The 25,778-nt window shown below is 61.9% G+C and carries 22 protein-coding genes and 1 pseudogene; 17 read left to right on the top strand and 6 right to left on the bottom strand.

Features of this window, described 5'->3' with window-relative positions; all coding sequences use genetic code 11:
* Positions 1-93 precede the first annotated feature (93 nt).
* From ASD01_RS08755 to ASD01_RS08740, 4 genes are all read left to right on the top strand, one after another.
* Entirely contained in the window at positions 94-1,071 is a 978-nt protein-coding gene (locus ASD01_RS08755) for a C4-dicarboxylate TRAP transporter substrate-binding protein (RefSeq protein ID WP_060517914.1), read from the top strand.
* Between the two features lie 137 nt (positions 1,072-1,208).
* Positions 1,209-1,721 (top strand): TRAP transporter small permease, encoded by a 513-nt coding sequence (locus ASD01_RS08750; RefSeq protein WP_060518088.1) that lies wholly within the window; start codon positions 1,209-1,211, stop codon positions 1,719-1,721.
* Complete coding sequence (locus tag ASD01_RS08745) at positions 1,718-3,031, top strand: TRAP transporter large permease (protein WP_060517912.1); 1,314 nt, start codon at positions 1,718-1,720, stop codon at positions 3,029-3,031. The genes ASD01_RS08750 and ASD01_RS08745 overlap by 4 nt, the downstream gene beginning before the upstream one ends.
* A 165-nt stretch (positions 3,032-3,196) precedes the next feature.
* Positions 3,197-3,445, top strand: coding sequence for a WGR domain-containing protein (locus ASD01_RS08740; RefSeq protein WP_060643825.1), 249 nt, complete (start codon positions 3,197-3,199; stop codon positions 3,443-3,445).
* Between the two features lie 19 nt (positions 3,446-3,464).
* Here the strand turns inward: ASD01_RS08740 and ASD01_RS08735 are convergent, their stop codons facing one another.
* From ASD01_RS08735 to ASD01_RS08725, 3 genes are all read right to left on the bottom strand, one after another.
* The gene (locus ASD01_RS08735) at positions 3,465-4,004 is read right to left on the bottom strand and encodes an NUDIX hydrolase (RefSeq protein ID WP_370689566.1); all 540 of its coding nucleotides are present in this window, start codon (positions 4,002-4,004) and stop codon (positions 3,465-3,467) included.
* A gap of 60 nt (positions 4,005-4,064) precedes the next feature.
* Complete coding sequence (locus ASD01_RS08730; protein ID WP_060530119.1) at positions 4,065-5,648, bottom strand: Na+/H+ antiporter; 1,584 nt, start codon at positions 5,646-5,648, stop codon at positions 4,065-4,067.
* Between the two features lie 641 nt (positions 5,649-6,289).
* Positions 6,290-7,603: an MFS transporter gene (locus tag ASD01_RS08725; RefSeq protein ID WP_060603774.1), complete on the bottom strand. Its 1,314-nt coding sequence runs from the start codon at positions 7,601-7,603 to the stop codon at positions 6,290-6,292.
* Between the two features lie 202 nt (positions 7,604-7,805).
* Here ASD01_RS08725 and ASD01_RS08720 point away from each other — a divergent pair, with 202 nt between their 5' ends.
* From ASD01_RS08720 to ASD01_RS08700, 5 genes are read left to right on the top strand one after another with little or no spacing between them, the layout of a single operon-like run.
* A complete protein-coding gene (locus ASD01_RS08720; protein WP_034796402.1) occupies positions 7,806-8,645 on the top strand; it encodes an inositol monophosphatase family protein in 840 nt (279 codons plus the stop codon).
* Positions 8,646-8,701: 56 nt separating this feature from the next.
* Positions 8,702-9,322: a dual specificity protein phosphatase family protein gene (locus ASD01_RS08715; RefSeq protein ID WP_029742776.1), complete on the top strand. Its 621-nt coding sequence runs from the start codon at positions 8,702-8,704 to the stop codon at positions 9,320-9,322.
* Complete coding sequence (locus ASD01_RS08710; protein ID WP_060643824.1) at positions 9,315-11,015, top strand: metallophosphoesterase family protein; 1,701 nt, start codon at positions 9,315-9,317, stop codon at positions 11,013-11,015. Before ASD01_RS08715 ends, ASD01_RS08710 begins: the two co-directional genes overlap by 8 nt.
* A 2-nt stretch (positions 11,016-11,017) precedes the next feature.
* Positions 11,018-11,308, top strand: coding sequence for a MurR/RpiR family transcriptional regulator (locus tag ASD01_RS08705; RefSeq protein ID WP_049810991.1), 291 nt, complete (start codon positions 11,018-11,020; stop codon positions 11,306-11,308).
* 20 nt (positions 11,309-11,328) lie between these two features.
* The gene (locus tag ASD01_RS08700; protein WP_060530114.1) at positions 11,329-12,975 is read left to right on the top strand and encodes a Na/Pi cotransporter family protein; all 1,647 of its coding nucleotides are present in this window, start codon (positions 11,329-11,331) and stop codon (positions 12,973-12,975) included.
* Positions 12,976-12,985: 10 nt separating this feature from the next.
* On the opposite strand, the gene ASD01_RS08695 is transcribed toward ASD01_RS08700, so the two are convergent.
* Positions 12,986-13,975, bottom strand: coding sequence for a LacI family DNA-binding transcriptional regulator (locus ASD01_RS08695; RefSeq protein WP_060517897.1), 990 nt, complete (start codon positions 13,973-13,975; stop codon positions 12,986-12,988).
* A gap of 584 nt (positions 13,976-14,559) precedes the next feature.
* On the opposite strand from ASD01_RS08695, the gene ASD01_RS08690 reads away from it, so the two are divergent.
* The 8 genes from ASD01_RS08690 (at position 14,560) to ASD01_RS08655 (ending at position 24,421) form a co-directional block, all read left to right on the top strand.
* Positions 14,560-16,410, top strand: coding sequence for an ABC transporter permease (locus ASD01_RS08690; protein WP_029742781.1), 1,851 nt, complete (start codon positions 14,560-14,562; stop codon positions 16,408-16,410).
* On the top strand, positions 16,410-17,543 hold the full coding sequence (locus ASD01_RS08685; RefSeq protein WP_060530112.1) for an ABC transporter ATP-binding protein: 1,134 nt from the start codon (positions 16,410-16,412) through the stop codon (positions 17,541-17,543). The genes ASD01_RS08690 and ASD01_RS08685 overlap by 1 nt, the downstream gene beginning before the upstream one ends.
* Before the next feature lie 54 nt (positions 17,544-17,597).
* Positions 17,598-18,734: an ABC transporter substrate-binding protein gene (locus tag ASD01_RS08680; protein WP_034796395.1), complete on the top strand. Its 1,137-nt coding sequence runs from the start codon at positions 17,598-17,600 to the stop codon at positions 18,732-18,734.
* A gap of 71 nt (positions 18,735-18,805) precedes the next feature.
* Entirely contained in the window at positions 18,806-19,903 is a 1,098-nt protein-coding gene (locus tag ASD01_RS08675; RefSeq protein ID WP_060530220.1) for an ABC transporter substrate-binding protein, read from the top strand.
* 68 nt (positions 19,904-19,971) lie between these two features.
* A complete protein-coding gene (locus tag ASD01_RS08670) occupies positions 19,972-20,865 on the top strand; it encodes an inositol monophosphatase family protein (RefSeq protein ID WP_060530111.1) in 894 nt (297 codons plus the stop codon).
* 17 nt (positions 20,866-20,882) lie between these two features.
* Complete coding sequence (locus ASD01_RS08665) at positions 20,883-21,515, top strand: dual specificity protein phosphatase family protein (RefSeq protein WP_029742786.1); 633 nt, start codon at positions 20,883-20,885, stop codon at positions 21,513-21,515.
* Positions 21,516-22,371: 856 nt separating this feature from the next.
* A complete protein-coding gene (locus ASD01_RS08660; RefSeq protein ID WP_060643823.1) occupies positions 22,372-23,649 on the top strand; it encodes a pilus assembly protein TadG-related protein in 1,278 nt (425 codons plus the stop codon).
* Positions 23,650-23,800: 151 nt separating this feature from the next.
* Complete coding sequence (locus ASD01_RS08655) at positions 23,801-24,421, top strand: pentapeptide repeat-containing protein (protein ID WP_034796525.1); 621 nt, start codon at positions 23,801-23,803, stop codon at positions 24,419-24,421.
* 28 nt (positions 24,422-24,449) lie between these two features.
* On the opposite strand, the pseudogene ASD01_RS36590 reads toward ASD01_RS08655, so the two are convergent.
* Together ASD01_RS36590 and ASD01_RS08650 are read right to left on the bottom strand one after the other, a co-directional pair.
* Positions 24,450-24,530, bottom strand: a pseudogene (locus ASD01_RS36590) (helix-turn-helix domain-containing protein); the annotation flags it as partial.
* A 245-nt stretch (positions 24,531-24,775) separates the two neighbouring features.
* On the bottom strand, positions 24,776-25,741 hold the full coding sequence (locus ASD01_RS08650; RefSeq protein ID WP_060580704.1) for a magnesium and cobalt transport protein CorA: 966 nt from the start codon (positions 25,739-25,741) through the stop codon (positions 24,776-24,778).
* Positions 25,742-25,778 lie beyond the last annotated feature (37 nt).

The following is a 25,778-nucleotide window of genomic DNA, read 5'->3' as shown; positions in this document are numbered from 1 at the left end:
GGCGCCCAGCCCTTGACGTCATGCGTTCATTTATGAATGATCTATTCATTCATTGTGAATCCCGGAGGGGAGTCCGGGAAGAGGAGGAAATTGATGAAGACCTTTGTTCTGGCTGCAGCCGTGGCTGCGCTGTCCTTTTGCGCCGTCGCCAACGCGCAGGAATACAGCCTGAGGTTCTCGACCTCGCAGGTGAATCCGAACGAGCCGATCGTCAAAGCCATGAAGACCTATGCCGAGCGTGTCGGCGAACGTTCGGGTGGCCGCATCGCCATCACGGTCATGACCGGCGACCAGCTCGGCGCGCAGAAGAAGGTCAACGAGATGGTCATGAGCGGCGCAAGTCTGCTCAGCGCCACCGACTATGGCCAGCTCGGCCAGTTCGTCCCGGATCTCTCCATTCTGGCCGGCCCCTATGTCTACCCCGATCTGGCGGCGACCGACCGTCTCTTCGCGTCGGACCTCTACAAGGAGCTCTCGGGCAAGCTTGAGGCGCAGGGCATCAAAATCATCATGCCGAACGGCCTCTTCGGTTATCGCCACATCATCGCCAACAAGCCGGTTCGCTCGCCGGCCGATCTCGCCGGCGTCACCATCCGCGTGCCTTCGTCGCCGATCATGATGGCGACCTTCGGCAATTATGGCGCACGGCCGACCGAACTGCCCTGGGGCGACGTCTACAACGCGCTTCAGACCGGCGTCGTCGATGCGGCCGAAGGCCCCTTCGGTTCGATCGCCGGCGCCAAGCTGAACGAAACCCGCAAGGTCATCTCCAAAACCGGCCACCAGATCATGTTCACCGCCTGGGTGGCATCGAGCCAATTCTTCAACGGCCTGCCGGAAGACCTGCAGAAAATCCTGCTCGAGGAAGGCCAGACGATCGCCAAGGAGCTGACCGAAATGACGCTCGAAACGGATGACGCCTACGCCAAGCAGCTTGCGGCTTCCGGCGTCGAGATCGTCACCGACATCGACATCCCGGCCTTTATCGAAGCCTCGCGCGCTGCCTACGAGAAAGTGCCAAACATCACGCCTGGCGTGTACGACCAGGTGCAAAGGGCGATGGCGCAGTAAGCAGGCAATTGCACGACGCGGCGATAGAGACGCCGCGTCGTGCTGGCGTCGGGCGCGTTCAGGATGCCGCGACAGAAAACCATCAGGCCGGCCCAAGCGCCGGCCCTGTTCCGCCTTTCAAAATGATTGGGGCCATCATGGAAACCTCACCTTCGCCGGAAGAGACCGCTCCTCTCTTCAGCCTGCGGCGCGCCGATGAAGCGGTCGGCGTTGCCGCCCTTCTCGTCATCGTCTTTTCGATCCTCTGGGGTGTCGTCAGCCGCTACATCTTCCCGCAGCCGGCTGCCTGGACCTACGAGCTGGCGATCATGGCTTTTGCCTACCTCGTGTTCTTCGGCGCCGTCGCCGGTGTTCGTCTCGGCACGCATGCGGCGATCGATGTCCTCGTCGCGGCGCTACCCAACGGCTGGCAGCAGGCGATCGCCTGGTTCAACTACCTGCTGCTGGCGCTATTCTTCATCGTCATGACCGTTCTCTTCGGCTGGCAGGCCTGGACTTCGCGGCACGTGCACACGATCGCGATGGATCTGTCTCGCAGCCTTTCCTACGGGCCGCTGGCGCTGGCTTCGGCCGGCATGTTCGTCCAGCACCTGATCGTCGAAAGGCCATGGACCGTTCGCCTGCACCGCAATGTGGAATCGCTGATATGACCCTTTTTCATCTTGCCGGCCCCTCGCTGCTGGTCGTCGTCCTCTTCCTCCTGTCGACGCCGATCACCTGGGCGATGGCGATCGGGGCGCTTGCCTTCTTCTTCATCAACATGGACATGATCCCGCTTGCCAACTTCGCACAGGAGATGGCCGAGGGCAGCCAGTCCGTGTCACTGCTGGCATTGCCGCTCTTCGTGCTTGCCGGCTGCATCATGAATGCATCGGGCATCACCCGGCGCCTGCTGACGCTCGCCGACGTGCTGGTCGGCCACATGACCGGCGCACTGGCGCAGATGTGTACGGTGCTCGGCACGCTTCTCGGCGGCCTGACAGCGTCTGCCAACGCCGACGCTGCGATGCTCGCAAAGACGCTCGGCGTCGAGATGTCGGAACGGGGCTATAGCCGTGCCTTCGCCGCGGTCATCACCTCGTCGGCGGCGATCATTACCAGCCTGATCCCGCCTTCGATCGGTCTCATCGTCTACGGCTTCCTCGCCGAAACCTCGATCGGCCGACTGTTTGCTGCAGGCGTCGTTCCCGGCCTCGTGCTTGCGGCAGGTCTGATGGTCACCACCTATTTCATCGCCCGCAAGCGTGGCTACAAGCCGCTCCGCAAGGAACGCGCCAGCAGGGCGGAGGCGAGCCGGGCGCTGATCGACGGCCTTTGGGCGCTGTCGATCCCGGTCGTCATCTTCGCCGGCACGCGCTACGGCATCTTCACCACCACCGAGGCCGGGGCGGTTGTCGTCGTCTACGTGCTCTTCGTCGCCATCTTCGGATACCGCGAGTTCACCTTCCGGCAAATCCCGGAGGTCCTGGCAGAAGCGGTGCGCGATTCCGCCGTGGTGATGATCATGATCTGCGCGGCCGCCTCCTTCGGCTTTTATCTCGCCTGGGAACAGGTGCCGCAGGCCATGTCCGGCTGGCTAGGTGGCGCGACAGACAACCCGCTCCTCATGCTGCTCCTGATCAACGTTCTCCTCATCGTCATCGGCACGGCGATCGAAGGCTCGGCGGCGCTCATCATCCTCACCCCGATGCTGATCCCGATCATCGACGGCGTCGGTATCGACCGGGTGCATTTCGGCGTCGTCTTCATCACCAACCTGACGATCGCCGGCATCACGCCGCCGGTCGGCGGCCTGATGTACATCTCGTCGATGGTGTTGAAGGTACCGATGATGGCCTATGCGCGGGAGGTCCTGCCTTATCTCGCAATGATGATGGTGCTGCTGGTGATGCTCAGCATGTTTCCGCAGCTCTCGCTGTGGTTGCCGAACCTCGTCTACGGAACCGCGGCGGTTCAGTAGCGCGATCCAGAGCGGCTCCGGCGGCCTTTGACTTGGGCGCCAGACTAAGCCCTGGCACGTCGCTCCGACCCACCGTTGCGACAGATCACGAAAATGAATCGATCACCCCGGATCGATTCAAAACTCTCGTTGGACCTATGCGCGCCGATCGCCGAATCTTCGCGCATGACGATCGTTCAGCCCTACCAGATCTATGTCGAGCGAAGGGACGCGGCCAGAAACATGGCGCGCTACTACTCCATGCAGATCTCCATGTCCCTATTGGGCGAGGCGTGCCTGACGCGGCGCTGGGGACGGATCGGAAGTCACGGCCAGATGATGGTGCACCACTTCGCGCGGGAGGAGGAGGCGGTCAAACTCTTCCTCGAGCTAACGCGTAGCAAGCGTCAGTGCGGCTATCGTCCGAGGATGTGATCCGGAAAGGTGCGCGACCTCACCGCGGCTTGAAGTCGACCAGAAGCGATTTGAGCTCGATTTCGCGGACGCGCCGCGCCGCTTCATCGGGGCTGACCCAGGCGACCAAACGCTCGCCTTTCTCCTTGTATTTCTCCGCCAGCTTGGTGACTTCGATCTGGAAGATGTCAACGATACAGGGCACCACGTCGCCGTCATCGAGCATCTTTAAGTAGGTGTAGCTGCCAATCGGCTTCTTGCGAACTTTCCCGCGAACACCGGCCTCCTGCAAGGCTTCGATCGCCGCGGCCTCGTGCGGTTCCTTCTGTTTCATCGGCCAGCCTTTTGGAATGAGCCAGCGGCCGCTGTCGCGCGACGTCACAAGAAGGATCTCGATCGCGCCGTCAGGCACGTAACGATAGCAAAGTGCTGCACATTGCTGGCGAAACGAACCCGAAAACAGTTTCTCGGGCGAGGCAGCCAGCTTCTGCAACAGCGTCTTCGGTTTTGGTGGTTTCGGCGCCTTTGACTTCCTGATCGCTCTCAAGCTCCTCGATACTTGGCGCCAATTTGCGGACATCTAGGACATCCGCCCCTCATGTCAAAGGAGAAAATGGAAAGAAACGTTCGGGCAAGAGGCTCACGCCTTGGCAGATATTGCGCTCAATTCCTCAAGGTCGAGATCGCGCTCCAGTTCATGCAGCGTTTCATCGTCGATTTCGCCGGCGCGATGAAGCCGGATGAGTTCGCGCCGCCCGGTCGCGACCGCTTCGAGCACGACGTCGAAATGGGCGTGGAGGATCGGCGTGTAATGCTCCGTGCGCGCGGCATAGTCGACGATCGAAACCGCTCGGCGCTGATAGCGGTCCAGCAATTGCGGATGGATGAGATTGCCCGCCGTGTCATAGGCGCGGCTTTGAATGGTGATGAGCTGCGCCTGGGCCATCGCCGCCTCGGCCTGGCTTAGGGTGAGGGGCGCCTTTTCAGACGAAGGCTCGACGAGCCTCGCCCAGGCGATCACCCGCCCGAGAGTCGTTCCCTGGATCAGCACCGTTCCAAGGATCACGGCAAAGGAGGTCACCAGGATGAAGTCCCGGCCGGGGAAGCCTTCGGGCACGCTCAGCGCAAGCGCGAGCGTTACCACGCCGCGAACGCCGGCCCAGGAAAGCACGGTCGCACCGCGCGCGCCGACCGGCGTGTAGCGCTTGAGCCCCAGCCTGTTGCCAAGCCAGATTGCGAAGTCGGAACCGAACACCCAGAAGAAGCGGGCGACGGTGAGCGCGAAGAGCACCATGAGGATCGGCCATCCCAAGGTCGCTGCAACGGTCTCGAACCCGCCGCCGCGCTCGACCACGCCGCGAAGCGACAGGCCGATCAGGATGAAAACCGCGGCCTCCATCAGGAAGACGATGACGGTCCAGAAGGCGGAGCCGCGCATACGGGTGGCGGCCGAGAGCACGGTGTGCTGGTGCCAACTGGCGACGAGGCCGGTGGTAACTGTCGCGATCACGCCGGAAACATGCAGGAACTCGCCGAGGAGGTAGGACGTCCAGGACAAAAGGGCCGTCGCGGCGATGATCAGGTACTCATCTCCGAGGCGGCGGGCAAGCAGCACCCACGCCGTACCGATGGCGAGGCCGACAAGGGCACCGCCGATCGCCAGCAGGAAGAAGTTGCCGACCGCCTCGCCGGCGCTGAAAGCCCCGGTGACGCCGGCGGCGATAGCGAAGCGGAACAATACCAGTCCGCTTGCGTCGTTGAGCAGGCTTTCGCCTTCGAGCAGGATCTGCAGCCGTCGCGGCAACTGTACGCGCTGCAGCACGGCCCGTGCCGAGACGGCGTCGGGCGGCGAGACGATCGCCCCGAGCGCGGCGCATGCGGCCCAAGGCAGGGACGGGAAGATGAAGTGCGTCACGACGGCAACGACGGCCGCGGTAAAAAACACTGCGCCGATCGCAAGCGAGGCGATGCCGATCAGGTGACGGCGCAGGCGGCCGACCGCGATCGTCCAGGCGCCATCGAGGAGCAGCGGCGGCAAGAAGATGACGAGCACCAGCTCCGGGTCGACCGCGATGGCCGGCAGCCCCGGCATGAAGGCGAGCATCGCGCCACCGCTAAGAAGCGCCACCGACGGCGGCAGGCCGAGCCGATGCGCGACGTAGTGCAGCGCGATGATCGCGACAAACATGCCGATCACCAGTTCGAACAGATGTATCGGCTCCACCGGTCTCCCGCCTCCATCGCTCAATGACGCGGCCCATTACAGAACACGTTTTTTCGAAACGCAATTGCGCGTGCAGCAACAGTGGCGTGGAGCCTTGCCGAAGGTGAAGGGTCGCAGAAAAGAAAAAAGGGCCAGCGGAAGACCGCGGCCCATAAAGGTGTGAAGGTCAAAAACCTCCAGAGGGGAACAGCTGCTGCGGCGGACTGGGAGGAGACCCGCCATGTGCATCAGCTGTGTGCTTTATGCCTGATTTTTGACCAGCTGGAAAACATTTATTGTGCAATGCAGCTATGCATAAACGCAAGACGTGCGCCGCGGTCGTCGGCCGGAACTGCCAAACGGTGCCAAAATGAGCGTACGTCGGGAGGAGGGGGACGTCGCCAAGGACAGCCGCCCCGGCATACAATCGGGACCGGCACACGTGCCGGCCCCGATGAGATAGTTGCTACACTAACGGTCGTGAGCTTGACCGCACAGCCATTTTACGAGCGCTTTTACGATCGAACAGCCGGCAACCCGACTTCCGGCCTTGTCCGCAGCCGGTCCACAGGTTGTTCACAGGGAAAGGAGGCGCTAACGCGTTGAAACGCAGTTCAGTTTTCCAAACTGTGAGCTACTGCCCCTGAAAAGAATGCACCGTATCAGGTCAGCGATACCTTGCGGGTTTCCGCATCGATCAACGCAGCGGCGATCGCCGCCACAAGCAGCAAGCCTGCAAAGGTGCCGATCGCCAGGCCGAAGCCCTTCGCCACCAGCAATCCGATGAGCGAAGGCGCAAGCAGGCCACCGAGCCGAGCCATGCCGCCGGCCGCCCCCATGCCGGTCGCGCGCGAGGCGGTCGGATAGAGTTCCGGCGTATAGGCATAGAGTGCGCCCCATGTGCCGAGCAGTGCAAAGCTCATGATCAGGAGCGCAGCGGCAACGACCAAGGCCGCATCCGCCACGACGAACAACAGGCAACTGAGGGCGGAGAGCAGGCAGAAACCGACCAGCGTCGGGCGCCGTCCCCACTTCTCGACGCCGTAGGCGGCAAGCGCATAGCCCGGGATCTGCGCCAGAGCGATGAGAACGAGGAACCCATAGCCACGCACGAAGCCGAAGCCTTCTCCCGCAAGCCGCGGCGGCATCCAGGTAAAGACGCCATAGTAGGAGACTGAGACGAGGAACCAGACCGAAAGGATCAGAAGGCTGCGGCGACGCAAGTCCTTCGAAAAGATACTGAGATCGGCCGTCGGTACAGGCAGGGCGATCGATACGGTCGGCTCGAGTTGCGGTCGAGCGTTGGCTGCCAGCATTCGATCGACGATCGCCTTGGCCGCCTCCGCCTTGCCCGCGCGCAACAGGTAAAGCGGCGATTCCGGCACGAGGAAGCGTAGTCCGACGCCAATGACTGCCGGAATGGCCGTGACGGCAAAGATGTAGCGCCATCCGTCCGTAAGGCCGGCAAGAGCGATGAGCCATGCCGCCAGTGCCACGATCAGCGTGCCCACGGCCCAGAAGCCTTCGAGCATGACCAGCCATCGCCCGCGGCTGCGCGCCGGCAGGAATTCCGACATCATCGCATAATCGACGGGAAGTGTGCCGCCGACCGCAGCGCCGGTGAGGAAGCGCAGGACAAGCAGGACCACGAAATTCGGAGCGAAGATCGACAGAATGCCGAAGACCGCGTCGCAGGCAACGGTTACGATCAGGACCCGGCGCCGGCCGATCCGATCGGCAAGCCTGCCGAAGCCGACGGCGCCGATCAGCATGCCCAGGAAAAACAACGTGCCCGTCTGCAGCGCTTGGGGAACCGTCAGCCCGAATGTTGCGGCAATGGAGGCGGCGGTGAACCCGACGGCGAGCACCTGCATGGCGTCGGCCGTCCAAACCAGGCCAAATATGCCCATCAGGCGCCGCTGATAGGGGCCCGTGCCCGCCCGGTCGAGCGCTTCCTGTATCGTGATCGTCGTCATTCGACCCTACCTTGAGATTCGACGTGTGGACACTACGTCGACCGCGCCTGCTTGGATATTGCAGAAATGCCGCAGATGTCCGGCTGAGTGCGGCCGCGAGGATCGACCAATCTTCCGGGCACCTGGCACGGACCGGCAATTTCGACTTGCGCGACATGCACACGCGTGCAAATATGCACGCGTGTGCAATGGAGTTTCGCCGATGAACGATCACAAGCCGCGCTATTCGAACGACCTTTCGGGGCGGGCCCTGTTGTGTCGGGATGTCATTCGCTCTGCCGGCGCTCTGGTGCTCGACGGCTTCAAGGCAAGTGCCGAGCGTGGCTTTTCCCTAAAGGGCCCGCAGGATTTTCTGACGGAAACCGATGCGGCCTCCGAGGCCCATATTCGCGACGCAATTGCCACCCATTTTCCGGCCGATGCGTTCCTGGGCGAGGAGGGCGGCGGGACCGTTGCCGATCGCGTCTGGGTCGTCGATCCCGTCGACGGCACGGCAAACTTCGCGCGCGGAATCCCGCACTTCTGCATCTCCATAACCTATGTCGAACACGGACACGCAGAGATCGGCGCAATCTACAATCCGGCCCACGACGAACTTTATTTCTGCCGCCGGGGAGAAGGTGCAACGCTCAACGGCAAGGTCATCACGGTCTCGTCGACGGCGACCTTCGATGCCGCGTCGGTCGAAATGGGCTGGTCGCGGCGGGTGCCGGACGAGACCTATCTGGAGACGATGCGGCAGATGCTGGAGAAGGGCGCCAATGTGCGGCGCGGCGCTTCGGGGGCACTTGCGCTCGCTTACGTCGCCGATGGGCGCTCGGACGCCTATGTCGAGCTGCACATGAACTCGTGGGATTGCCTTGCCGGACTGTTGCTCGTTGCCGAGGCGGGCGGCGCCGTGTGTCCCTTCATGGAAATAGGCAGCCTGCTCGACGGCGGGCCGGTGCTCGCATCGACGCCGGCGATTGCCGGCGGCGTAAGTGTGGCTTCAGGCATCCCGGTCCAAAAAAGGGAGCAAGCCGCCAGGCTCCAGCTGGCCTGAAACCGCGGTAGCCTGAACACGCATGCCACCCGTTCGCATACACAAGGGGAAATCCAATGGACGCACCGGTCTACACCCGGCCCGCTATCAGTCTGATCGCCAGAGAACTCGGGCCCCACAGCGCCGATCTCTATATCGGCGGCAGTGACGGCGCGCGTGACCTGGACCTGCTCAAGCGTCACGGGATCTCCATTGTCGTCAATTGCGCGATCAACCTGGACATCAACCTCGTGCGCGAAGAAGAAGTCAGCATCAATGATGATCTTTGTGCAAGCGGCTATGCGGCCGTCCGCTATTACAAGCTCGGCATGATCGACGGTGATGGCAGCCCCGACACGATGATGCTCGGTGCCTATTACATTCTCGACGGTGCGCTACGCCAGACGATGCCGAAGCGCGCAACCTACCCCTTCGCCGATGGCGGCAACATCCTCGTCAATTGCCGCGGCGGACGCAGCCGCTCGGTGTCGCTGGTGGCGCTGTTCCTGCACAAGCAGCAGCCGCATCTGTTTCCCACACTCGACGCGGCCGTCGCCCACATCCGCGAGCATCGCGAACTGCGGCCGGATGAATGGTTCGAGACGCCGAAGCCCATGCTCTATGAGGCAGCGCGCCGCGCTTCGGCCTGGATCGACCTCGTCGAGGCCTCCCGTCTGGAGGTGAAGGCCGATGTCTGATTTGCCTCGGATCGCCATCATCGCCGACGCCCATTTCCATGATCTTGAAGGCGATTTCGAGTTCCCGCGGATAGAGATCGACGGCGAAAAACTGGCCGTCAGAAGCTGGACCGACACGCGCGAATCCACACGCGTCTTCAACGAAAGTGCCAAAGCGCTGGACGAGGCCTTGGCGGAGATCGCGCGCCGCGGCATCCGTCACGTCGTCCTTTTGGGCGACTACACGGACGACGGGCAAAGACAGACAACGGCGCGCGTGCGCACCATTCTTGATGGGCACGAGAGCGCCCATGGCACGCGCTTTTATGCGCTTCCGGGCAACCACGACATCTTCGGGCCCAAGGGGCGACACCACACCAAACAATTTCTTGATCGGAACGACGTGAGGGTCCTCGTCACGAGCGACATAGGAAAGGCAGCCCCCGGCAGCCACGCAACGCCGCGCATGTATTGCGAGGGATATCCGACGGGCCTTGCCCCCGTGGCTACCCATGGGTACTTCCGACGGCCGGACTATCTTCATTGGGAAACCCCGTTCGGGGCGTCTGACCGCGTCGAGGATCGGCTCTACCCGGTCTCGTCTCCGGACGGCCGGAATTGCTACCGGCTGATGGATGCCTCCTATCTGGTCGAGCCCGAGCCGGGTCTCTGGCTGCTGATGATCGACGCCAACGTCTTCGAACCACGCGACGGCCTGTTTGAGGAGGGTGATGAAGCCGCTTTCGTCGACAGCACCGGCGCGGGCTGGAACGCGCTTATCAGGCTGAAACCGTTCATCGTCGACTGGATTGCCGACGTGTCCGCGCGCGCAACGAAACTCGGAAAAACGCTGCTCGCATTCTCGCATTATCCGGTGCTCGATCCCTTCGATGGCGCAACGGGAGCCGAAAGCGTTCTCTTCGGCGAGACCAATATTGCCCGCAGGACACCACAGCAGGCGGTCGCAGATGCACTGATGACCGCCGGCATGACGCTGCATTTTAGCGGGCACCTGCATGTCGAAGGCGTTACGCGCCGCGCGCGCGGCTGCCGCTCGCTGATCAATGTCGCCGTGCCGTCGCTCGTGGCCTTTCCGCCGGCCTTCAAGATCGTCGAACCGTCTCAATCGGCGTCGTCCATCGAAACCGTCGAACTGTCCGCGATGGCCGTCGATCCACGCGTGCTGCGCGCCTATCGTCGCGAAGCGGCGCGAGCCGGCGAATATCCGGACCCAGCCTTTGCCGCGGCGGATTACGGTTCCTTCCTGAAGGCACACAAGCGTGCCCTGGTCCAGCATCGCTATTTTCCGAAGGAATGGCCCGGAGATGTCGTCAACGAAATATCCGGGCTTTCGATCGCTGCGGTCTGCAAGTTGATGCCCGACGCCGGCGCCATGACGAGCGCTTCCGGGCAAGGAGCGATCGCCATCTCTGAGGACGCCGCCAGCCTCGACATGATCGAGGTGATCGCCGATTGGTATTGCCTGCGCCAGGCCGGCGTCCTTGCTCTTGACAAGATACCTGAGCGGCGCCGCGCGCTTTATCGCCTGCTCGCCAAACACTTCGGCCGTCCGCCCGGGACCGGCTGGGACGGATCGACATCAGGCTTCCTGGCGATCTTCTTCGGGGCCTTCGACGCCTTCCTCGATCGTGCCGAAGCGGGAAGCCTGCACATCCGCATCGAGAGCACCTCCGACACGGAAGAGGCTGCCTGACCATGGACCAGTTGCTCTCCACGGCCTCTTCCTCCGCGCCGCCGGCGACTTTCATCGAGTTGCGGGAATCTTGCCGTCTGGGCCGACGTCATCTGAAGGGTGGGCGCCTGGAAGTGGCCAAGTTCGTGCTTGCCCATCCGTACGACGTCGCCTTTGCGAGCGCACGGGAAGTGGCCGTGCGCAGCGGTGTCTCGACGACGACAGTCATGCGGCTCGTCAGCGACCTCGGCTTTGAGACCTATGCATCCTTTCAGCAACTCTTTCGAGCGGAGTTGCTGCGCGGCCGGCAATAAGCAGCATTGGGGAGGGGGCCATGAGCACTGCGATCGTCAGCATCAACCTCTTCGGCGCGGTGGCGCTCCTCCTGTTCGGCCTTGGTCAGGTGCGCGACGGCATGCAACGCGCTTTTGGTGCCCGTCTGAAAGCCGGACTGGCGGCCGGGACGCGTGACGGTCTTCGTTCGTTTTTCAGTGGCCTCGTCGCAACCATCGCCCTTCAGAGCTCCACCGCCACCGCTCTCATGGTCGCGTCCTTCGTCGAGCGTGATCTCATCGTGCCGCGCATGGCGCAGATCGTGCTGCTCGGCGCCAACGTCGGCACGGCGATGACGGCCTGGATCGTGGCTTTGGGGCTCGGCTGGCTCTCACCGCTCTTGCTGCTTTGCGGTTTCGTTGTCGGGCGCGGCAGCTCGAGCACGCGCAAGGGATCAGGCGCAGCGCTCGTCGGCATCGGGCTGATGTTGCTGTCGCTGCATCTGATTGGCGGTGCGACCGAACCGCTGCGGACCTCTGCCGCCCTTTCGGCTTTCTTCGGGATGCTCGACAATGCCTGGCCGGTGGCGCTCGTCATCTCGGCAGGACTCGCAGCGCTCGCGTCATCGAGCCTGGCAGTCGTTGTGCTGATCCTGTCTCTTGCAACATCCGCCAGCCTTTCGACCGGCCCGCTCATCGCCCTCGTTCTGGGAGCCAATCTCGGCGGTGCTGTGCCCCCGGTTCTAGCCACATTCAAGGCTGCGGCGAGCGCCAGGCGGGTTGCCCTTGGCAACCTGATCGTGCGTGCCGTCGGCTGCCTGGCCGCTCTGGCGCTCGCCGGGTACATCGCCCCGCATATCGACTGGCCGCCTGTCTCACGCGGCAATCTGCCGGTTGATGTGCATCTCGCCTTCAATCTCGCACTGGCGCTTCTGGCGGCTCCCCTCGCTCGGCCTCTATCCCGCCTGACCATGCGCCTGTTGCCGGACGAGCCAAAGGCGACGGACGGCCCGCTTTTCCTGGAACAGAACGATCTCGGCACGCCGGTCGCAGCGCTTGCCGGCGCAAGTCGGGAAGTGCTCGGCGTCGGCGACCTGGTCGAGCGCATGCTGGTCGAAGCAAACGATGCCCTGCAGCAGACGGACCCTTCCAGGCTTGCTGCGATCAGCACGCTTGAAGGGCGCGTGGATCGCGTGCAACACGAGATCAAGGTGTACGTCTCGCGCGTCGGCCAGTCCGAAATCGCCGAGGAACAGCGCCGCCACGCCATGGATATCGTCGACTATGCCATCAACCTCGAGCATATCGGCGACATCATCGAGAAGGGGCTCCTTGCCGAACTTGCAAAGAAGATCGCCCGCGGCCTGGCTTTCTCCTCCGATGGCCACGAGGAACTGTCGCGTCTCTTCGCCATCACGATCGACAATCTGCGCATGGCCCAGGCCGTGTTTGCCACGCGTGACAACGCGATGGCGCGGCGCCTGGTAGAAGCCAAGGAAGATGTCCGCAGGCTGGAGCGGCAGTCGGCTGAGCGGCATCTGCAGCGCCTGCGCGATGGTCGCGCCGAAAGCATCGAAACCAGCTCGCTCCATCTCGACATGCTGCGCGATCTCAAACGCATCAATGCACACATCGCAACTGTCGCGCACCCCATCCTTGATCAGAGCGGGTTGTTGATCGACAGCCGTATCCGGCCGGCGGCCACTTGAGCATTCCGGTCTAGCGTCGGGCGGTCTTGCGCTCGACCATCGTGACGGGAACGACCTGAAGTCGCGTTTCCATCTCGTCGGCTTCCAGCGCTTCGAGAACATGCTCCGTCAGAGCGGAGAAGGACTGCGCAACGGTGGTGAGTTCGTAGCTCTTCCACCCTGCCTGCGGAATATCGTCGAAGCCGACGACGGAAAGATCGGCCGGCACGCGGCGGTGCATTTCGGTGCGGGCAGCGTCGAGAAAGCCGAGAGCCAAGAGATCGGTAACGCAAAACGCGCCGTCGATCGCCTCGTCGACGAGCACCTCGCAGCCAGCCTGGTAACCGCTTTCATAACTCGTGGTACCGCCCGACCAGGCGACCACCTCGACCCCGGCGGTCGCCATTTTCTTTTTGAACGCAGTGGTGCGGCGCACCTGAGCAGGGGTTTGGCTGCCACTCGAGATCACCGCAACCTTCTTGCAGCGCGCCTCGATCAGGCGCAGTGCTGCAAGGTCCGCACCGCGGGAATCGTCGCTCAGCACCATGCTGGTATCGGTGCGATCGATTTTCTGGTTGATCAGGATCAGGCGCACGCCGTTGGCAATGCACTGGTCGACGATCGATTCCGGCGGCTCTCCGGAAAGAACGATGATCGCTTGCGCCCGGAACTCGAACAGTAGCTCGATCAGCGGCGCGATATCCTTTCGCGCATCCGCGGCATTGAGCAACAGGCATTGCAGACCGCGACGCAACAGGCCGATGCTCAAGAGATCGAGCTGTTTTGCATGGAAGGGTGCGCTGAGATTGGCACCGACGACCCCGATGAGATTGGAGCGGTCGTTGTTCAGTCCTTGCGCCAGCCGGTTGACCCGGTAACCGAGCTCCCGGGCGGCTTTGAGAACCTTGCGCCGCACAGCCTGGGATACGCTGGCTCCGGGCGTAAAGGTTCGCGAGACCGCCGAGCGTGAGACGCCCGCGCGTTTTGCAACCTCTTCGGCCGTCACAAAGCCCCTCGCCATGCCTTTCTCCTGCAGAATCAGATGCTTTTCATCAGGGCCACAAAAGCAGGCCCATTCCAACGAAAAAGTTCGAGCCTACCCGCTCGGTGAACCAGCCGATGATGCCGGTGAACGGTCACCATCGCTCCATCTATATCGGCTGTTTCTTCCCGCTGAAGTCATTCGCCCAATCTCAATGATCACGTGTTCCAAAAACAATACAACAGTGTCACAAAAGAGTCATCAAAAACAATAGCTTATATCATTGCGCACGTGTGCATTTTTTTGTTGACAATGGCGCCTCACCATTGGATCATACGTTCCATAGACAGAGCTGGATTGGAATTTTTGTTCTGTCTATGTTCGTGGTGATGGCGGCGCGGTTGAGGAGCTTGCGCCGACATCTGGCAAGCGCTTGCGCCTGCCCTGCGAACGGGGAGGATTGAGTAACCGACAGCCGCGCCTTTTGCGTCATTGAGCGGCTTCTTGCGTAGGTCAGCGCCACGCCCTGGCGACTGATTTCTATTCCCCGTTGGCACTTTGAAAGTTCCGCCGGCATCGATCGCCGGGGCAGGCAGCGCATGTTGAGTTCCAAGGGGAAGAGCATGGCCTTATTGAGTGAGACAGCCAAAGCGGCAACATTGCCCGGCAGCGCAATGGCGCCGACGGCATGGCAGCGCTGGCGCTATCGGATGAAGGTCGCGTCGCGGGAGCCGACGACGCTGATCGGCGTCCTGACGGCACTTCTCTTTACCTATCTCATCGTCGTGCCGATCATCTCGATCGTGCTCGATTCCGTGCGTGTCCAATTCGGCCACGAGCGGCGGCTCGGCAAGGACTTTGGTGAGCTTACGCTCTACTACCTTGATCGAGCCTTCCTGTCGCCGGTCTCGGTCGATCTTTTCTGGCGGCCGCTCTTCAACACGCTATCGGTCGCGCTCGGAGCGATCAGCCTGTCTTTGTTGATCGGTACGGTGCTCGCCTGGTTGATCAGCCGGACAGACATGTTCGGACGGCGCTGGTTCGCAACAGCGCTGATCGTGCCCTACATGCTGCCGGCCTGGACCTTTGCGCTTGCCTGGACAACGCTCTTCAAGAACCGCACCGTCGGCGGCCAGCCGGGCTGGTTCGAGGCCATGGGGCTGACGCCGCCCGACTGGGTCGCCTATGGGCGCTTCCCGATCATCGTGATCCTGGCGCTACATTATACGCCTTTCGTCATCCTGCTGTTTGGCTCTGCCCTTCGTCGCTTCGATTCCCAGCTCGAAGATTCCGCCCGTATCCTTGGAGCCAAGCGCTACCAGGTGGCGATGCAGATCATCCTGCCGCTGATGCGTCCCGCACTTCTGTCCTCGATGGTGCTGATCTTCGCCAAGTGCCTCGGCGAGTTTGGCGTGCCCTATGTGCTCGGCCTGCCGGTCAAGTTCGAAGTGCTTTCCACCTCGCTCTTTCGCAGCATCGCGTCGCGCCAGACCGGCGTTGCCGGTGTCGTCGCGGCCTCGATCATGCTGATCGGCATCGTCACCCTGATGATCGATGCGCGTCTTGTTCGTGAAGCCCGGCGCTTCGTTACTGTTGGCTCGAAGGGTTCGATGAACCGCCAGAGCCGGCTCGGCAAGTACCGCCTGCCGGCGACCGGTTTTGCCGCACTTATCTTTCTCTTGAGCGTCGGACTGCCGCTTCTGACCCTGTTCCTCTCCACCATCATGAAGCTGCCGGCGCAGTTCACGCTCGACAATTTCACGCTCGACTACTGGATCGGCCGTGATCTCCACACGGTGGCACTGCAGACCGGGGTCCTCTTAAGCCCCGATCTATGGGCGGCTGCAAAAAACACGCTCGTCATCGTCGGCCTTGCGTCCTTGACCTCGGGCATTCTCGGACTTCTTGTTGGCTATGTGGTCATCCGCACGCCGGTGAAGGTCCTGTCGGTCTATCTGCGGCAGGTCACCTTCTTGCCCTATCTGGTGCCGGGTATCGCCTTTGCCGCCGCCTATCTGTCGCTCTTCGCCGTGCCACGCGGACCGATGCCGGCCCTCTATGGTACCGTCACCATCCTGGTCCTGGCGCTGATCGCCGACCAGATGCCTTACGCCTCGCGCGCCGGTATCTCGGCCATGACCCAGCTTGGCAAGGATCCGGAAGAGGCGGCCCAGATTTCCGGCGCCGGCTGGTTCCGGCGGATGATGTTGATCGTCATTCCGATCCAGAAGGGCTCGCTGGTAACAGGCGTGCTGCTGCCCTTCATCTCGGGCATCAAGGGCCTGAGCCTCTTCGTCATCCTCGCCGTGCCGAGCACCGATGTTCTGACCACCTATTCGCTCCGGCTCGTCGACTACCACTACACGCAAGCCGCCAATGCCGTCGTGCTGATCATCGCGGCGATCGCCTATCTCGGAACCCTGGCAGCCCAGAAGCTGACCAAGACCAATCTCGCAGAAGGACTCGGAAGCTGATGCCCACCATCAATCTCAGCGGCGCCCAGAAGAACTACGGCGTCAATTCCGCCAATGCCGTCTCGAACCTCGATCTCGAAATCCGCGACGGCGAGTTCATGTGCCTTCTTGGACCCTCTGGCTGCGGCAAGACCACGACGCTGCGCATGATCGCCGGCCTCGAAAACCTCTCGGACGGCGAGATCCGCATCGGAGAGCGGGTGGTCGACTCGGTCAGGGCAGGCGTGTTCATCCCGCCGGAAAAGCGTGAGATGGGGCTGGTGTTCCAGAGTTACGCGCTCTGGCCGCACCTGACAATCGAACGCAACACCGACTTCGGTCTGAGGCTGCGCAAACTGCCGAAGGAAGAGCGTGAAATGCGCGTCGAGAAAGTGATGCAGGCGCTCGACATCGCCAAGTACCGCGACCGCTACCCGTCGCAGCTCTCGGGCGGCCAGCAGCAGCGCGTGGCGCTCGCCCGCATGCTGGCGGTCAATCCAGGCGTTCTGTTGCTCGACGAACCGCTGTCGAACCTCGACGCCCGGCTCCGGCTCGAGATGCGCGCCGAGCTCAAACGCATCCACAAGGAGTTCAAGACGACCATCGTCTTCGTCACCCACGACCAGTGGGAGGCAATGACGCTGGCAACGACGATCGCCGTCATGAACGAGGGCACGCTGCAGCAGATGGGCACGCCCAACGATATCTATGATCGCCCGGCCAATCGCTTCGTCGCGGAATTCGTCGGTAGCCCGCCGATCAACATCCTGAACTTCGGATCGGCCGCCGCCTCTGAGCTGTCGCGCGCAGCCGAGGCCTATCTTGGCACGCGCCACCCGTCGCTGCGCGGCATTGGCTCGATCGGCATCCGACCGGAAGCGATCGGCTATTCGGTCAAAACCGACGATGTGCCGGCCGGCAGCTTCTCCGGCGAAATGACGGTGACAGGCGTCCTGCCGACCGGCGGCAGCTGGATCCTGGAGCTCAGGAACGGCAGCGACACGCTGTTCTTGACGACCAATGCCCTGCCGCGCGTCGAGACCGGAACGAGGGTTTCGTTCTTTGCGCCGCCTGAGGCGCTGCACGTCTTTAACAAGGACGGCCAGCGGATCGCCGAAGCGGACGCGCTGCTGCGCAAGTCCACGCTGAACTAAGGCGCTTCAGTGCCGAACGACAAACCGAAACATAATCTGAGGGAGGAACAGACGATGCAATTTCTAAGGACTGAAAGGACGCACCGTGCAATCAGGCGCGCGCTGCTGGCAACGACCATCGTCGCCTTCGCCGGACCGGCGCTGGCACAAGAGCCGTTCGACCTGAACGCGCTGATCGAGGCCGCGCGCAAGGAGCCGCCGATTACGGTTTATGACAGCACCGGCAAAATCGTCGAAATGGCCAAGGCCTTTGCCGAGAAATATGGCGTCGGCGCCGAGGGCTCCAAGGTCAAGGCGACGGCCCAGCTTGAGATGATCATTCGCGAGGCCCGTGCCAACAACATCCAGGGCGATGTCTCGATCATCAGCGACGCACCGGCCGCGATGGCGCAACTCATCCCGCAGGGCTTTGCCGAAAGCTGGCTGCCGCCGGATCTCGCAGCCAACATCCCCACTGAGTATCAGGACCCGCTGACCGTCGTTACCAGCGCCAATGTCTGGGCCTACAACACCGAGCTCTTCGACAAGTGCCCGGTCAGCAACATCTGGCAGCTGACGGGACCTGAGTGGAAAGGCAAGGTCGCCATGCAGGATCCGCTCGGCAAGCCATCCTATGTCGACTGGTTCAACCAGATGGCCAAGCACGGCGACGACAAAGTGGCGGCCGCCTATAAAGAGCTTTACGGGAAGGATCTCGAAACCGACGACGGCAGTGCGACGGCCGCCTGGGTCAAGGCGCTCGCTGCCAACGCTCCCTTGCTGACGGACGCCGATGCGGCCGCTGCTGATGCCGTCGGCGCGCCGGGTCAGTCGCAACCCTTCATGGGGCTGATGAGCTCGGCAAAGTTCCGCGACAATGCCGAAAAGGGCATGAAGCTCGGCCTTTGCAAGGACCTGAAACCCTGGCTCGGCTGGATGTATCCGGGCGTCGGGCTGATCACCAAGGGCACCAACAGCCCGAACGCCTCAAAGCTCTTCATCCACTACGTGATGACCGCCGAAGGCATCGCGCCGCAGGCAGAAGACGGAAAAATGTCGACCAACAAGGACGTTTCGCTGCCCGCAGACGAGCCGTCGGGCATCGGCGCCGTTCTTGATCAGGTCATGCCCTACCAGATGGCAACGAGCCTCGACGACTGGGACGCGCGCGAGACCTGGCAGGACCTGTGGCGGCTCAGCTACCAGAAGTAATCGCCTGAACATGTGAAACGGTCTCCTTGGGAGGGGAAACCATGAGCAAAGGTAAGAACAGGGTTATGATCATGGGGGCGGTATTTGCCGCCCTTGCGGCCGCATTGGCCGTCGAGGCAAACGCCGAGGAGGCGTTTGATCTCAATGCGCTGGTGGAGGCGGCGAAGAAAGAAAAGCCGATCAATGTCTATGACAGCACCGGCAAGATCGTCGAGATGGCCGAGGCCTTCACCGCCAAATACGGGGTGAAGGCGACCGGCGTCAAAGTCTCGGCCAACAGCCAGCTGGAGATGATCATCCGCGAAGCCCAGGCCGGCAACGTCCAGGGCGATGTCGCCCTGATCACCGACGCGCCGGCAGCGCTCGCCCAGCTTCTGCCGCAGGGCTTCGTCGAAAGCTATCTGCCCGGCGACATGAAGGAGAAGATACCGGCGGCCTTCCAGAACCCGCTGGCGATTTCGACCAATGCCAATGTCTGGGCCTATAACACCGAGGCCTATGACAAATGCCCGGTCGGCAATATCTGGGAGCTGACCGAGGCAAAATGGAAAGGCAAGATCGCGCTGGTCGATCCCCTGACCAAGAGCACCTATACCGACTGGTTCAACCAGTTGGAAAAGCATGCCGACAACGCCGTGAAGGAGGCCTACAAGGTCCACTTCGGCAAGGATCTCGAAACCGCTGAAAAAAGTGCAGCGGCCGCCTGGATCAAGGCCCTGGCACAAAACGGCCCGCTGGTAACGGACGGCGACGATCCGGTTGCCGAAGCCGTCGGCGCCGCCGGCCAGAAGGAGCCCTTTTTCGGGCTCCTGAGCTCCGCCAAGTTCCGTGATAACGAAGGCAAAGGCTACAAACTCGGGCTCTGCACGGAGCTGACCCCCTGGGTCGGCTGGACCTACACCAAGCTCGGCCTGATCGCCTCGAAATCCGCGAGCCCGAATGCCGCGAAGCTCTTCATCCACTACGTGCTGACGGAAGAGGGCATCGCGCCCCAGATGAAGGACGGTAAGCTGCCGACCAATGTCGACATCAAGATGCCTCAAGACGAACCCTCGGGGATCATGGAGGTAGCGGACCGCCTCTTTCCCTATGACGCGGCCACTGGGCTTGACGATTTCGACCGGCGCGAGGAGTGGCAGGATTTCTGGCGCATGAACTACAGCAAGTAAAATCCCGGCCGGCGCGGCCTCACGAGGACAGGTCGCGCCGGCCGTTCCAGGATGAACAGGAAGAGAGCATGACCGACGCCAATCTCGCCACGAGCCGTAGCCAATCCGATAGAGACGCCAAGCGCGACTACTCGCGGCGACTGATGACGATCGCCGAAGGTGCGGCCCGCTCGGCCGCCGGCCCCTTGCTCGCTGCGTTTCGCTCGGAAATGGTCGTCGACTACAAGCGCGATCTCCACGACGTCGTGACGGTCTACGACAGGCAAGCCGAGGCATCCATCCGCGACTACATCTTCGCGCACGAGCCGAATTCGGCGATGCTTGGCGAAGAGGGCGGGCAGGTCGGTGAGGGCGACATCCAATGGTATGTCGATCCGATCGACGGGACCGCGAACTTCGCACGAGGACTTGCCTTCTGGTGCATATCGATTGCGGCGGTTGAAGGCGGATCGGTTGTGGCCGGGGTCGTCTATGACCCGGTGGCCGATCTCCTGTTTTCGAGCGACGTCGAGCGTGCCTATCTCAATGGAAAGGTCATTGCCTCCAAAGCCATCGGTGACGAAAGCCGGGCAACGCTGATCACCGGCTACCCGGTCTCGCGCGACTTTCGCCTGGATGGCCGCAACGAGGCACTTGCCCGCCTCGGTGATCTGGTCGAAACCTTCTCGACCGTGCGTCGCCCTGGAAGTGCAGCTTTGAGCATCGCCCATGTGGCGGCGGGTTTTGTCGATGCGGCCGCGGGCTTTGGCGTCAACGCCTGGGATGTGGCCGCAGCGACGCTGATCCTGAAGAACGCAGGCGGCCGTTATGCGCCGTTGTCGCTTGGCAAAGTGCCGGAAGGATCCGCCGACTACCTTTGCCCGGGGTATCTCGCCTATGGCCGGGGTGGCGACTATCCAACCCTGAACCGTGTCGCCGCCGCAATCTCTGCCGGGCGCAGCGCGAAGGCGCCGTCGCCATGAAAGCCCATGAGGAAACCATGCTCGACAATCTTAGCGATGCCTCAACCACGGAAAAGACCAGCAGCGAATTGCCAAGGCTCAGTCTCGTGTATCCGAAGCATCCGACCTATGGCGTCGACATCTTCATTTCCGGCAAGGAAGGTGCGAGCGACCTCGAACTCCTGCGCAAGAGCGGGATCACGACGGTCGTCAATTGCGCGGTCAATCTGGACTTCAATTTCGTCGACCAGCCGAAGCTCGTCTCGGATCACCGCAACAGCATCCATGGACCGGGCGAAATCCGCTACTACAAGATCGGGCTTATCGACGGGGATGGGAACCCGGACACGCAAATGCTGGCTGCGCACTACATCCTGCGAGCGGCCCTGGAGCAGGTCCTACCCGAAAAGCCGTCCTATCCCAGGCGCGAACGTGGCGGTGTGCTCGTCAACTGCCGCGGTGGCCGATCGCGCTCGGTCGTCGTCGTGTCGCTGTTCCTGCATTTGACGCTGCCTGATCAATTCGAAACATTGGAGCGCGCCATCGACTTCGTCCGCGAGAAGCGCGAGATCCCAAAGGACGAGTGGTACAAGGCGCCCAAACCGGTTCTGGCGGCCTCGGCCGAGCGAGCCGCGGGATGGGCACGTGCGATTGAGAGCGGGAAGGCCTGACCCGAGAACGCAGTTCAGAGACCGTCTGCAGCATGGGCCAACGGAAACCTGCTCTCAGTACCGCCAGGGATGCCGACGTCTCGACGTCAGCCAGCCGTCGACGCATTCTCGGCCGCCCCTCCGGTCGCGACAGCTGGTTCTTTCGTGCATGCCAACGCGTTCGAACGCCCAAGCGGAATCGAAATCGCTTTATTAGGCGGAGCACCTTGACGCGCGCGGCCGGCGCCACCCTTGACGCCGGCAGATCGTGATTGAGTAGAATGAAAGGCCCTATTGTTTGGGCAATATGCCCTTGTTTACGAGCCATGTTTCGAAGGTGCCGGGGCACCCTTCGCTGGTCCATCGTCCCCGATAGGAAAAGCCGGGTGCTGCGCGCGCCGTCCCGACGAAGCCGTCATATGCGCTTCTATCGGCCCCGCCTATTTTGAATGCCTTATCGGGATGTTTCCTCTTTGCCTTTGTGAATTTCATCGTCCGCCCCTTACGCAGTACAACCATGGAGTCGAAAGCGTCGCACAGCGCACGGTGCAGTCAAGGATTAGGCAATGAGCAAAAGGGGTTAGTCGCCGCACTGCCTCAGCAGTCCAGCAACCTCTGAGTGAAGAAGACCCAGAATCCGCCTCTCGGGCACGCCAAAATCGCTTCCAACCGGCGAGCGTGGCAGCTGGCCGGTTGTGCCGAAGTGACGCGCGTTTAGCGCAAAATATCTTCAAATAACCTCGTTTCGCGCCTGTGTCAGAGCTCTGAAGAGCGTCTGAGAGAGTGCATACCGTTAACTCGGCCCGAAATTAAAGGATTGGCAAGGCTCCCTGCACGAAGAGGCGACTACTCTCCATCTGGTTGCAAAGAAACTGCCATGAACATACTGACCCTGCCACTGATCAGGCATTGCGCCTCGGCCCTGCTGAAATGCCGGTCCGGGAACTTCGGCCTCTTGGCAGCGCTTGTCGCGATCCCCCTCATTGCCGCTCTTGGCGTTGCGATCGATTTCGCAGCCGCGGTCAACCGAAAGGCCGCTATGCAAAGCGCGGCCGATGCTGCGGCACTGGCGGGAGCTGCAGCAGGTGTCGGTTCGGAGCAGAAGATCGCCGTGGGTTTTCTCGGCGCCCATCTTGGCAGCAGCGACACGCAAGATCTGAAAGAGCCCCCGAGCTGGAACCATCAGGTCACGGTCGAGCGGGATACGGTAGCGGTGGCTGTCAATGAGGACTACGAAACCGCCATCATGCATATGTTCGGCTTCCGGACGGTTCCGATCTCAGTCATCGCGAAAGCCGCCCGAGGGGCTGGCAGCTCGGCCTGCATCCTGATCCTTGATCCGGGCAGGGCCGATGCGCTGAAGATCATCAATTCGAACTCGGTCACCAGCGAATGCGGCTTCCAGGTGAACTCGTCCCATTCGCAACGTGCGTTCTACGCCGAAAACCAGGGGAAGTTCGCAGCACCGCTGATCGCCGTCACCGGCCAGTCGAAGCTTTCCGGCCGCCTGATTTCGCCGCTGCCGGTCGACGGATCTCCTGTCGTGCCCGACCCCATGGCCGGCATGCCCGAACCGGTGTCGCCGAACGACGCCTGTACCTCCCAAAGCCTGAAGACGATCAACAGCCAGGGCAAGTCGTCGCTCGAGCCCGGGATCTATTGCGGCGGGCTGACCGTGAATGCCACGGACGAGTTAACGCTGAAGCCCGGAATCTACGCGTTCCGCCGCGGCGCGTTGACCTTGAACACATCGGCCAAGGTCATAGGCAAGGATGTGCTTTTCTATTTCGAGGACGCGCAATCGCCGCTGTTTTTGAACGGTGCGGCAATCCTGCAGGTATCGGCGCCAACCAGCGGCGCGCATGCCGGCATCCTGATGTTCCAGGGCCGGCAGGCGAAGGACAGCAGCGTCCAGTTCCGCATCAACACGTCTGCTGGAAGCTTCTACAATGGGGCGATCTATTTGCCCTATGCGGTGGTCGACTGGAACGTCAGCGGAAGCCTCAATTCGGAATCGAAGTTTACCGCACTGATTACCAGGGTTTTGAACCTCTACGTGTCCGGAACGGCCTTCTTCAAGAAGCCGGGGGAAGAGGGCAAAGATTTCGTGCCCAACGGCTTCGGCAGGGGAGGCGGCGTGCGGCTGGTGGAATAGCGTCGAAACCAGCCCGTCGTAATTGCGTGCCCCGGTGGCTTCGCTCGTGCGCTCGATTTTTCGGCATTGCCAATCATCGCGAAGATGGAAATGCTCAGCGGCGAAGCAACAAAAGGCATTGCGCTTGGTGCGGGGCCGCAGATGGATGGATATGGCTGAACGACGATACGGCGAAGCGCCGCCCAAGACCGACAGCACGATTGCAAGCGCCGACTGGTACGGTCGCCAGATCGAGCGCGAGCGATACGACAACACGCTGTTCGTCGATCTCGACCTGACCGAGGCGCAGACCGTCGGCGTGGTCTTTCACGAATGCACCTTCCGGCGAGCCCGGTTCAATGCATCGTCACACCAGGCGAGCGCCTTCGTCAACTGCACGTTCGTCTCCTGTAAGTTCTTCGATAGCCGCTTCAAGGAGTGCAAGTTCGTCGGAAGCATGTTCGACGCTTGCGAGTTCGACCAGATGCAAGTGACGGGCGGCGACTGGTCCTTTACCGGATTGCCAGGCGCGGCTCTCGGCCGCGCATCCTTCAAGGAAACGCGAATGCGGGAAGCGGATCTGACCGGCGCCTCCTGCAAAGGCGGCTCGCTCAGGGACGTCGATCTTTCCGGTGCCTGGCTGCATGGGGCAGATTTTACCACCTGCGACCTCAGGGGCAGCGACCTCACCGCCTTCGATCCGGAGAACCTTCGCCTCAAGGACGCGATCATCACGATCGACCAGTCGATCATCATCGCCGAGGCTCTGGGTCTCGACGTCAGGCGAAAGTGACGCTGCCGGCGACGTATAGGACCCAACGGGTGCCTGCCGCGGACATGTCTTCGACGGCGCTATGGATCGCCTCAAAGGCATCGCTCTTGAACTTGCGCTTGGTCGCCATTGCAAGTCTCCTAGAGGGCACCGGTCCCGATTTCCGCGTCAAGCTCGGCCTGCGCCGCTAGAGTTCGGCGAACTTCCGGAAGGCCGAAGGTCACTTGCCGGAAGATGGGGGAGGCGGGCTGGAGGTAAGGCCGGATTGCCCGAGAGCACCAAGAGATACCATCACACAGAGCTTTTACCCGATAGCATGCTGCAATGCCGCGGTGTCGACACCAAACGAAACCCACGGAAAGATATTTCCGCCGGCTACAGCCATCCGGACCTTTTGAACCGCCAGTAGAGAATAGAGCAGAGCGTCGCAATGACACCGAGGACGGCAAAGTAGCCGTAACGGGTTGCCAGTTCAGGCATGTGTTCGAAGTTCATCCCGTAGATTCCGGCAATGGCTGTCGGTACGGCAAGAATTGCGGCCCAGGCTGCAAGCTGCCGTGTGATGGTGCCCTGTCGTTGCTGCTCCAGGAGATTGGAGGCCTCGAACACGGACGTCATTATCTCGCGAAGGCCGCCTACCAGGCCTTCCACACGTCTGACATGGTCAAGAACGTCTTTGAAGAATGGCTTGGCATTGTCGTCGATACAGGGCAGCTCGAGATGAGTTAGCTTACCCGCCACCTCTCCCATCGGCCCGAGCACCCGCTGGAAGCGAATGACGTGACGGCGCATCCGAAAGATGCGCCTGATCTGCTCGGGCTGCAGGAAGGACACAAGTACGTGTTTCTCGAGCTCCAGAACTTTGTCCTCAAGCGTTTCGACCACCGGCAAATAGCCGTCGACAACGAAGTCGATGATGCCGTGCAGGACATAGTCCGGTCCGTGCTCAAGAAGCTGGGGCGACTGTTCCAGGTGTTGGCGCAGTTCCTTGTGGGAGCGGGCAGATCCGTGGCGAACAGAAATCAGGTGGTGCTTCCCCACGAAAATGCAGGTTTCGCCGTAGGTGATCTTGTCACCCTCAAGGTGGGCCGTCTTGACGATCACGAACAACTGGTCGCCGTAGATGTCCACCTTCGGCACCTGATTGCCGTTGAGGGCGTCTTCGACGGCAAGTGGGTGAAGAGCGAACATGGCCTGAAGGTCGGCCATTTCCTGCTTTGTCGGTTCAGTCAAACCGATCCAGGCGAAGTCGCCACCTGATGCTTCGAATGGTTTGGCGGCAAGCGGGATTTCTTCGGCGCGCTTGCCCGAACGATACATGTAGGAGGCGACGACTGGCATTTTTTGAAGTTCCGGGAGTTGATATCGCAGCGTGAAG

This window comes from Ensifer sp. Root423 (genome assembly GCF_001426275.1).
Taxonomy (GTDB): domain Bacteria; phylum Pseudomonadota; class Alphaproteobacteria; order Rhizobiales; family Rhizobiaceae; genus Ensifer; species Ensifer adhaerens.
This window is presented reverse-complemented; position numbering and strand designations above follow the sequence as displayed.

Bases quoted from the DNA above. Each gene is read 5' to 3' on its own strand.
- ASD01_RS08755 (WP_060517914.1), top strand. From the start codon at position 94: ATGAAGACCTTTGTTCTGGCTGCAGCCGTGGCTGCGCTGTCCTTTTGC.
- ASD01_RS08750 (WP_060518088.1), top strand. From the start codon at position 1,209: ATGGAAACCTCACCTTCGCCGGAAGAGACCGCTCCTCTCTTCAGCCTG.
- ASD01_RS08745 (WP_060517912.1), top strand. From the start codon at position 1,718: ATGACCCTTTTTCATCTTGCCGGCCCCTCGCTGCTGGTCGTCGTCCTC.
- ASD01_RS08740 (WP_060643825.1), top strand. From the start codon at position 3,197: ATGACGATCGTTCAGCCCTACCAGATCTATGTCGAGCGAAGGGACGCG.
- ASD01_RS08735 (WP_370689566.1), bottom strand. From the start codon at position 4,004: ATGTCCGCAAATTGGCGCCAAGTATCGAGGAGCTTGAGAGCGATCAGG.
- ASD01_RS08725 (WP_060603774.1), bottom strand. From the start codon at position 7,603: ATGACGACGATCACGATACAGGAAGCGCTCGACCGGGCGGGCACGGGC.
- ASD01_RS08720 (WP_034796402.1), top strand. From the start codon at position 7,806: ATGAACGATCACAAGCCGCGCTATTCGAACGACCTTTCGGGGCGGGCC.
- ASD01_RS08715 (WP_029742776.1), top strand. From the start codon at position 8,702: ATGGACGCACCGGTCTACACCCGGCCCGCTATCAGTCTGATCGCCAGA.
- ASD01_RS08710 (WP_060643824.1), top strand. From the start codon at position 9,315: ATGTCTGATTTGCCTCGGATCGCCATCATCGCCGACGCCCATTTCCAT.
- ASD01_RS08705 (WP_049810991.1), top strand. From the start codon at position 11,018: ATGGACCAGTTGCTCTCCACGGCCTCTTCCTCCGCGCCGCCGGCGACT.
- ASD01_RS08700 (WP_060530114.1), top strand. From the start codon at position 11,329: ATGAGCACTGCGATCGTCAGCATCAACCTCTTCGGCGCGGTGGCGCTC.
- ASD01_RS08695 (WP_060517897.1), bottom strand. From the start codon at position 13,975: ATGGCGAGGGGCTTTGTGACGGCCGAAGAGGTTGCAAAACGCGCGGGC.
- ASD01_RS08690 (WP_029742781.1), top strand. From the start codon at position 14,560: ATGGCCTTATTGAGTGAGACAGCCAAAGCGGCAACATTGCCCGGCAGC.
- ASD01_RS08685 (WP_060530112.1), top strand. From the start codon at position 16,410: ATGCCCACCATCAATCTCAGCGGCGCCCAGAAGAACTACGGCGTCAAT.
- ASD01_RS08680 (WP_034796395.1), top strand. From the start codon at position 17,598: ATGCAATTTCTAAGGACTGAAAGGACGCACCGTGCAATCAGGCGCGCG.
- ASD01_RS08675 (WP_060530220.1), top strand. From the start codon at position 18,806: ATGGGGGCGGTATTTGCCGCCCTTGCGGCCGCATTGGCCGTCGAGGCA.
- ASD01_RS08670 (WP_060530111.1), top strand. From the start codon at position 19,972: ATGACCGACGCCAATCTCGCCACGAGCCGTAGCCAATCCGATAGAGAC.
- ASD01_RS08665 (WP_029742786.1), top strand. From the start codon at position 20,883: ATGCTCGACAATCTTAGCGATGCCTCAACCACGGAAAAGACCAGCAGC.
- ASD01_RS08660 (WP_060643823.1), top strand. From the start codon at position 22,372: ATGAACATACTGACCCTGCCACTGATCAGGCATTGCGCCTCGGCCCTG.
- ASD01_RS08655 (WP_034796525.1), top strand. From the start codon at position 23,801: ATGGCTGAACGACGATACGGCGAAGCGCCGCCCAAGACCGACAGCACG.
- ASD01_RS08650 (WP_060580704.1), bottom strand. From the start codon at position 25,741: ATGCCAGTCGTCGCCTCCTACATGTATCGTTCGGGCAAGCGCGCCGAA.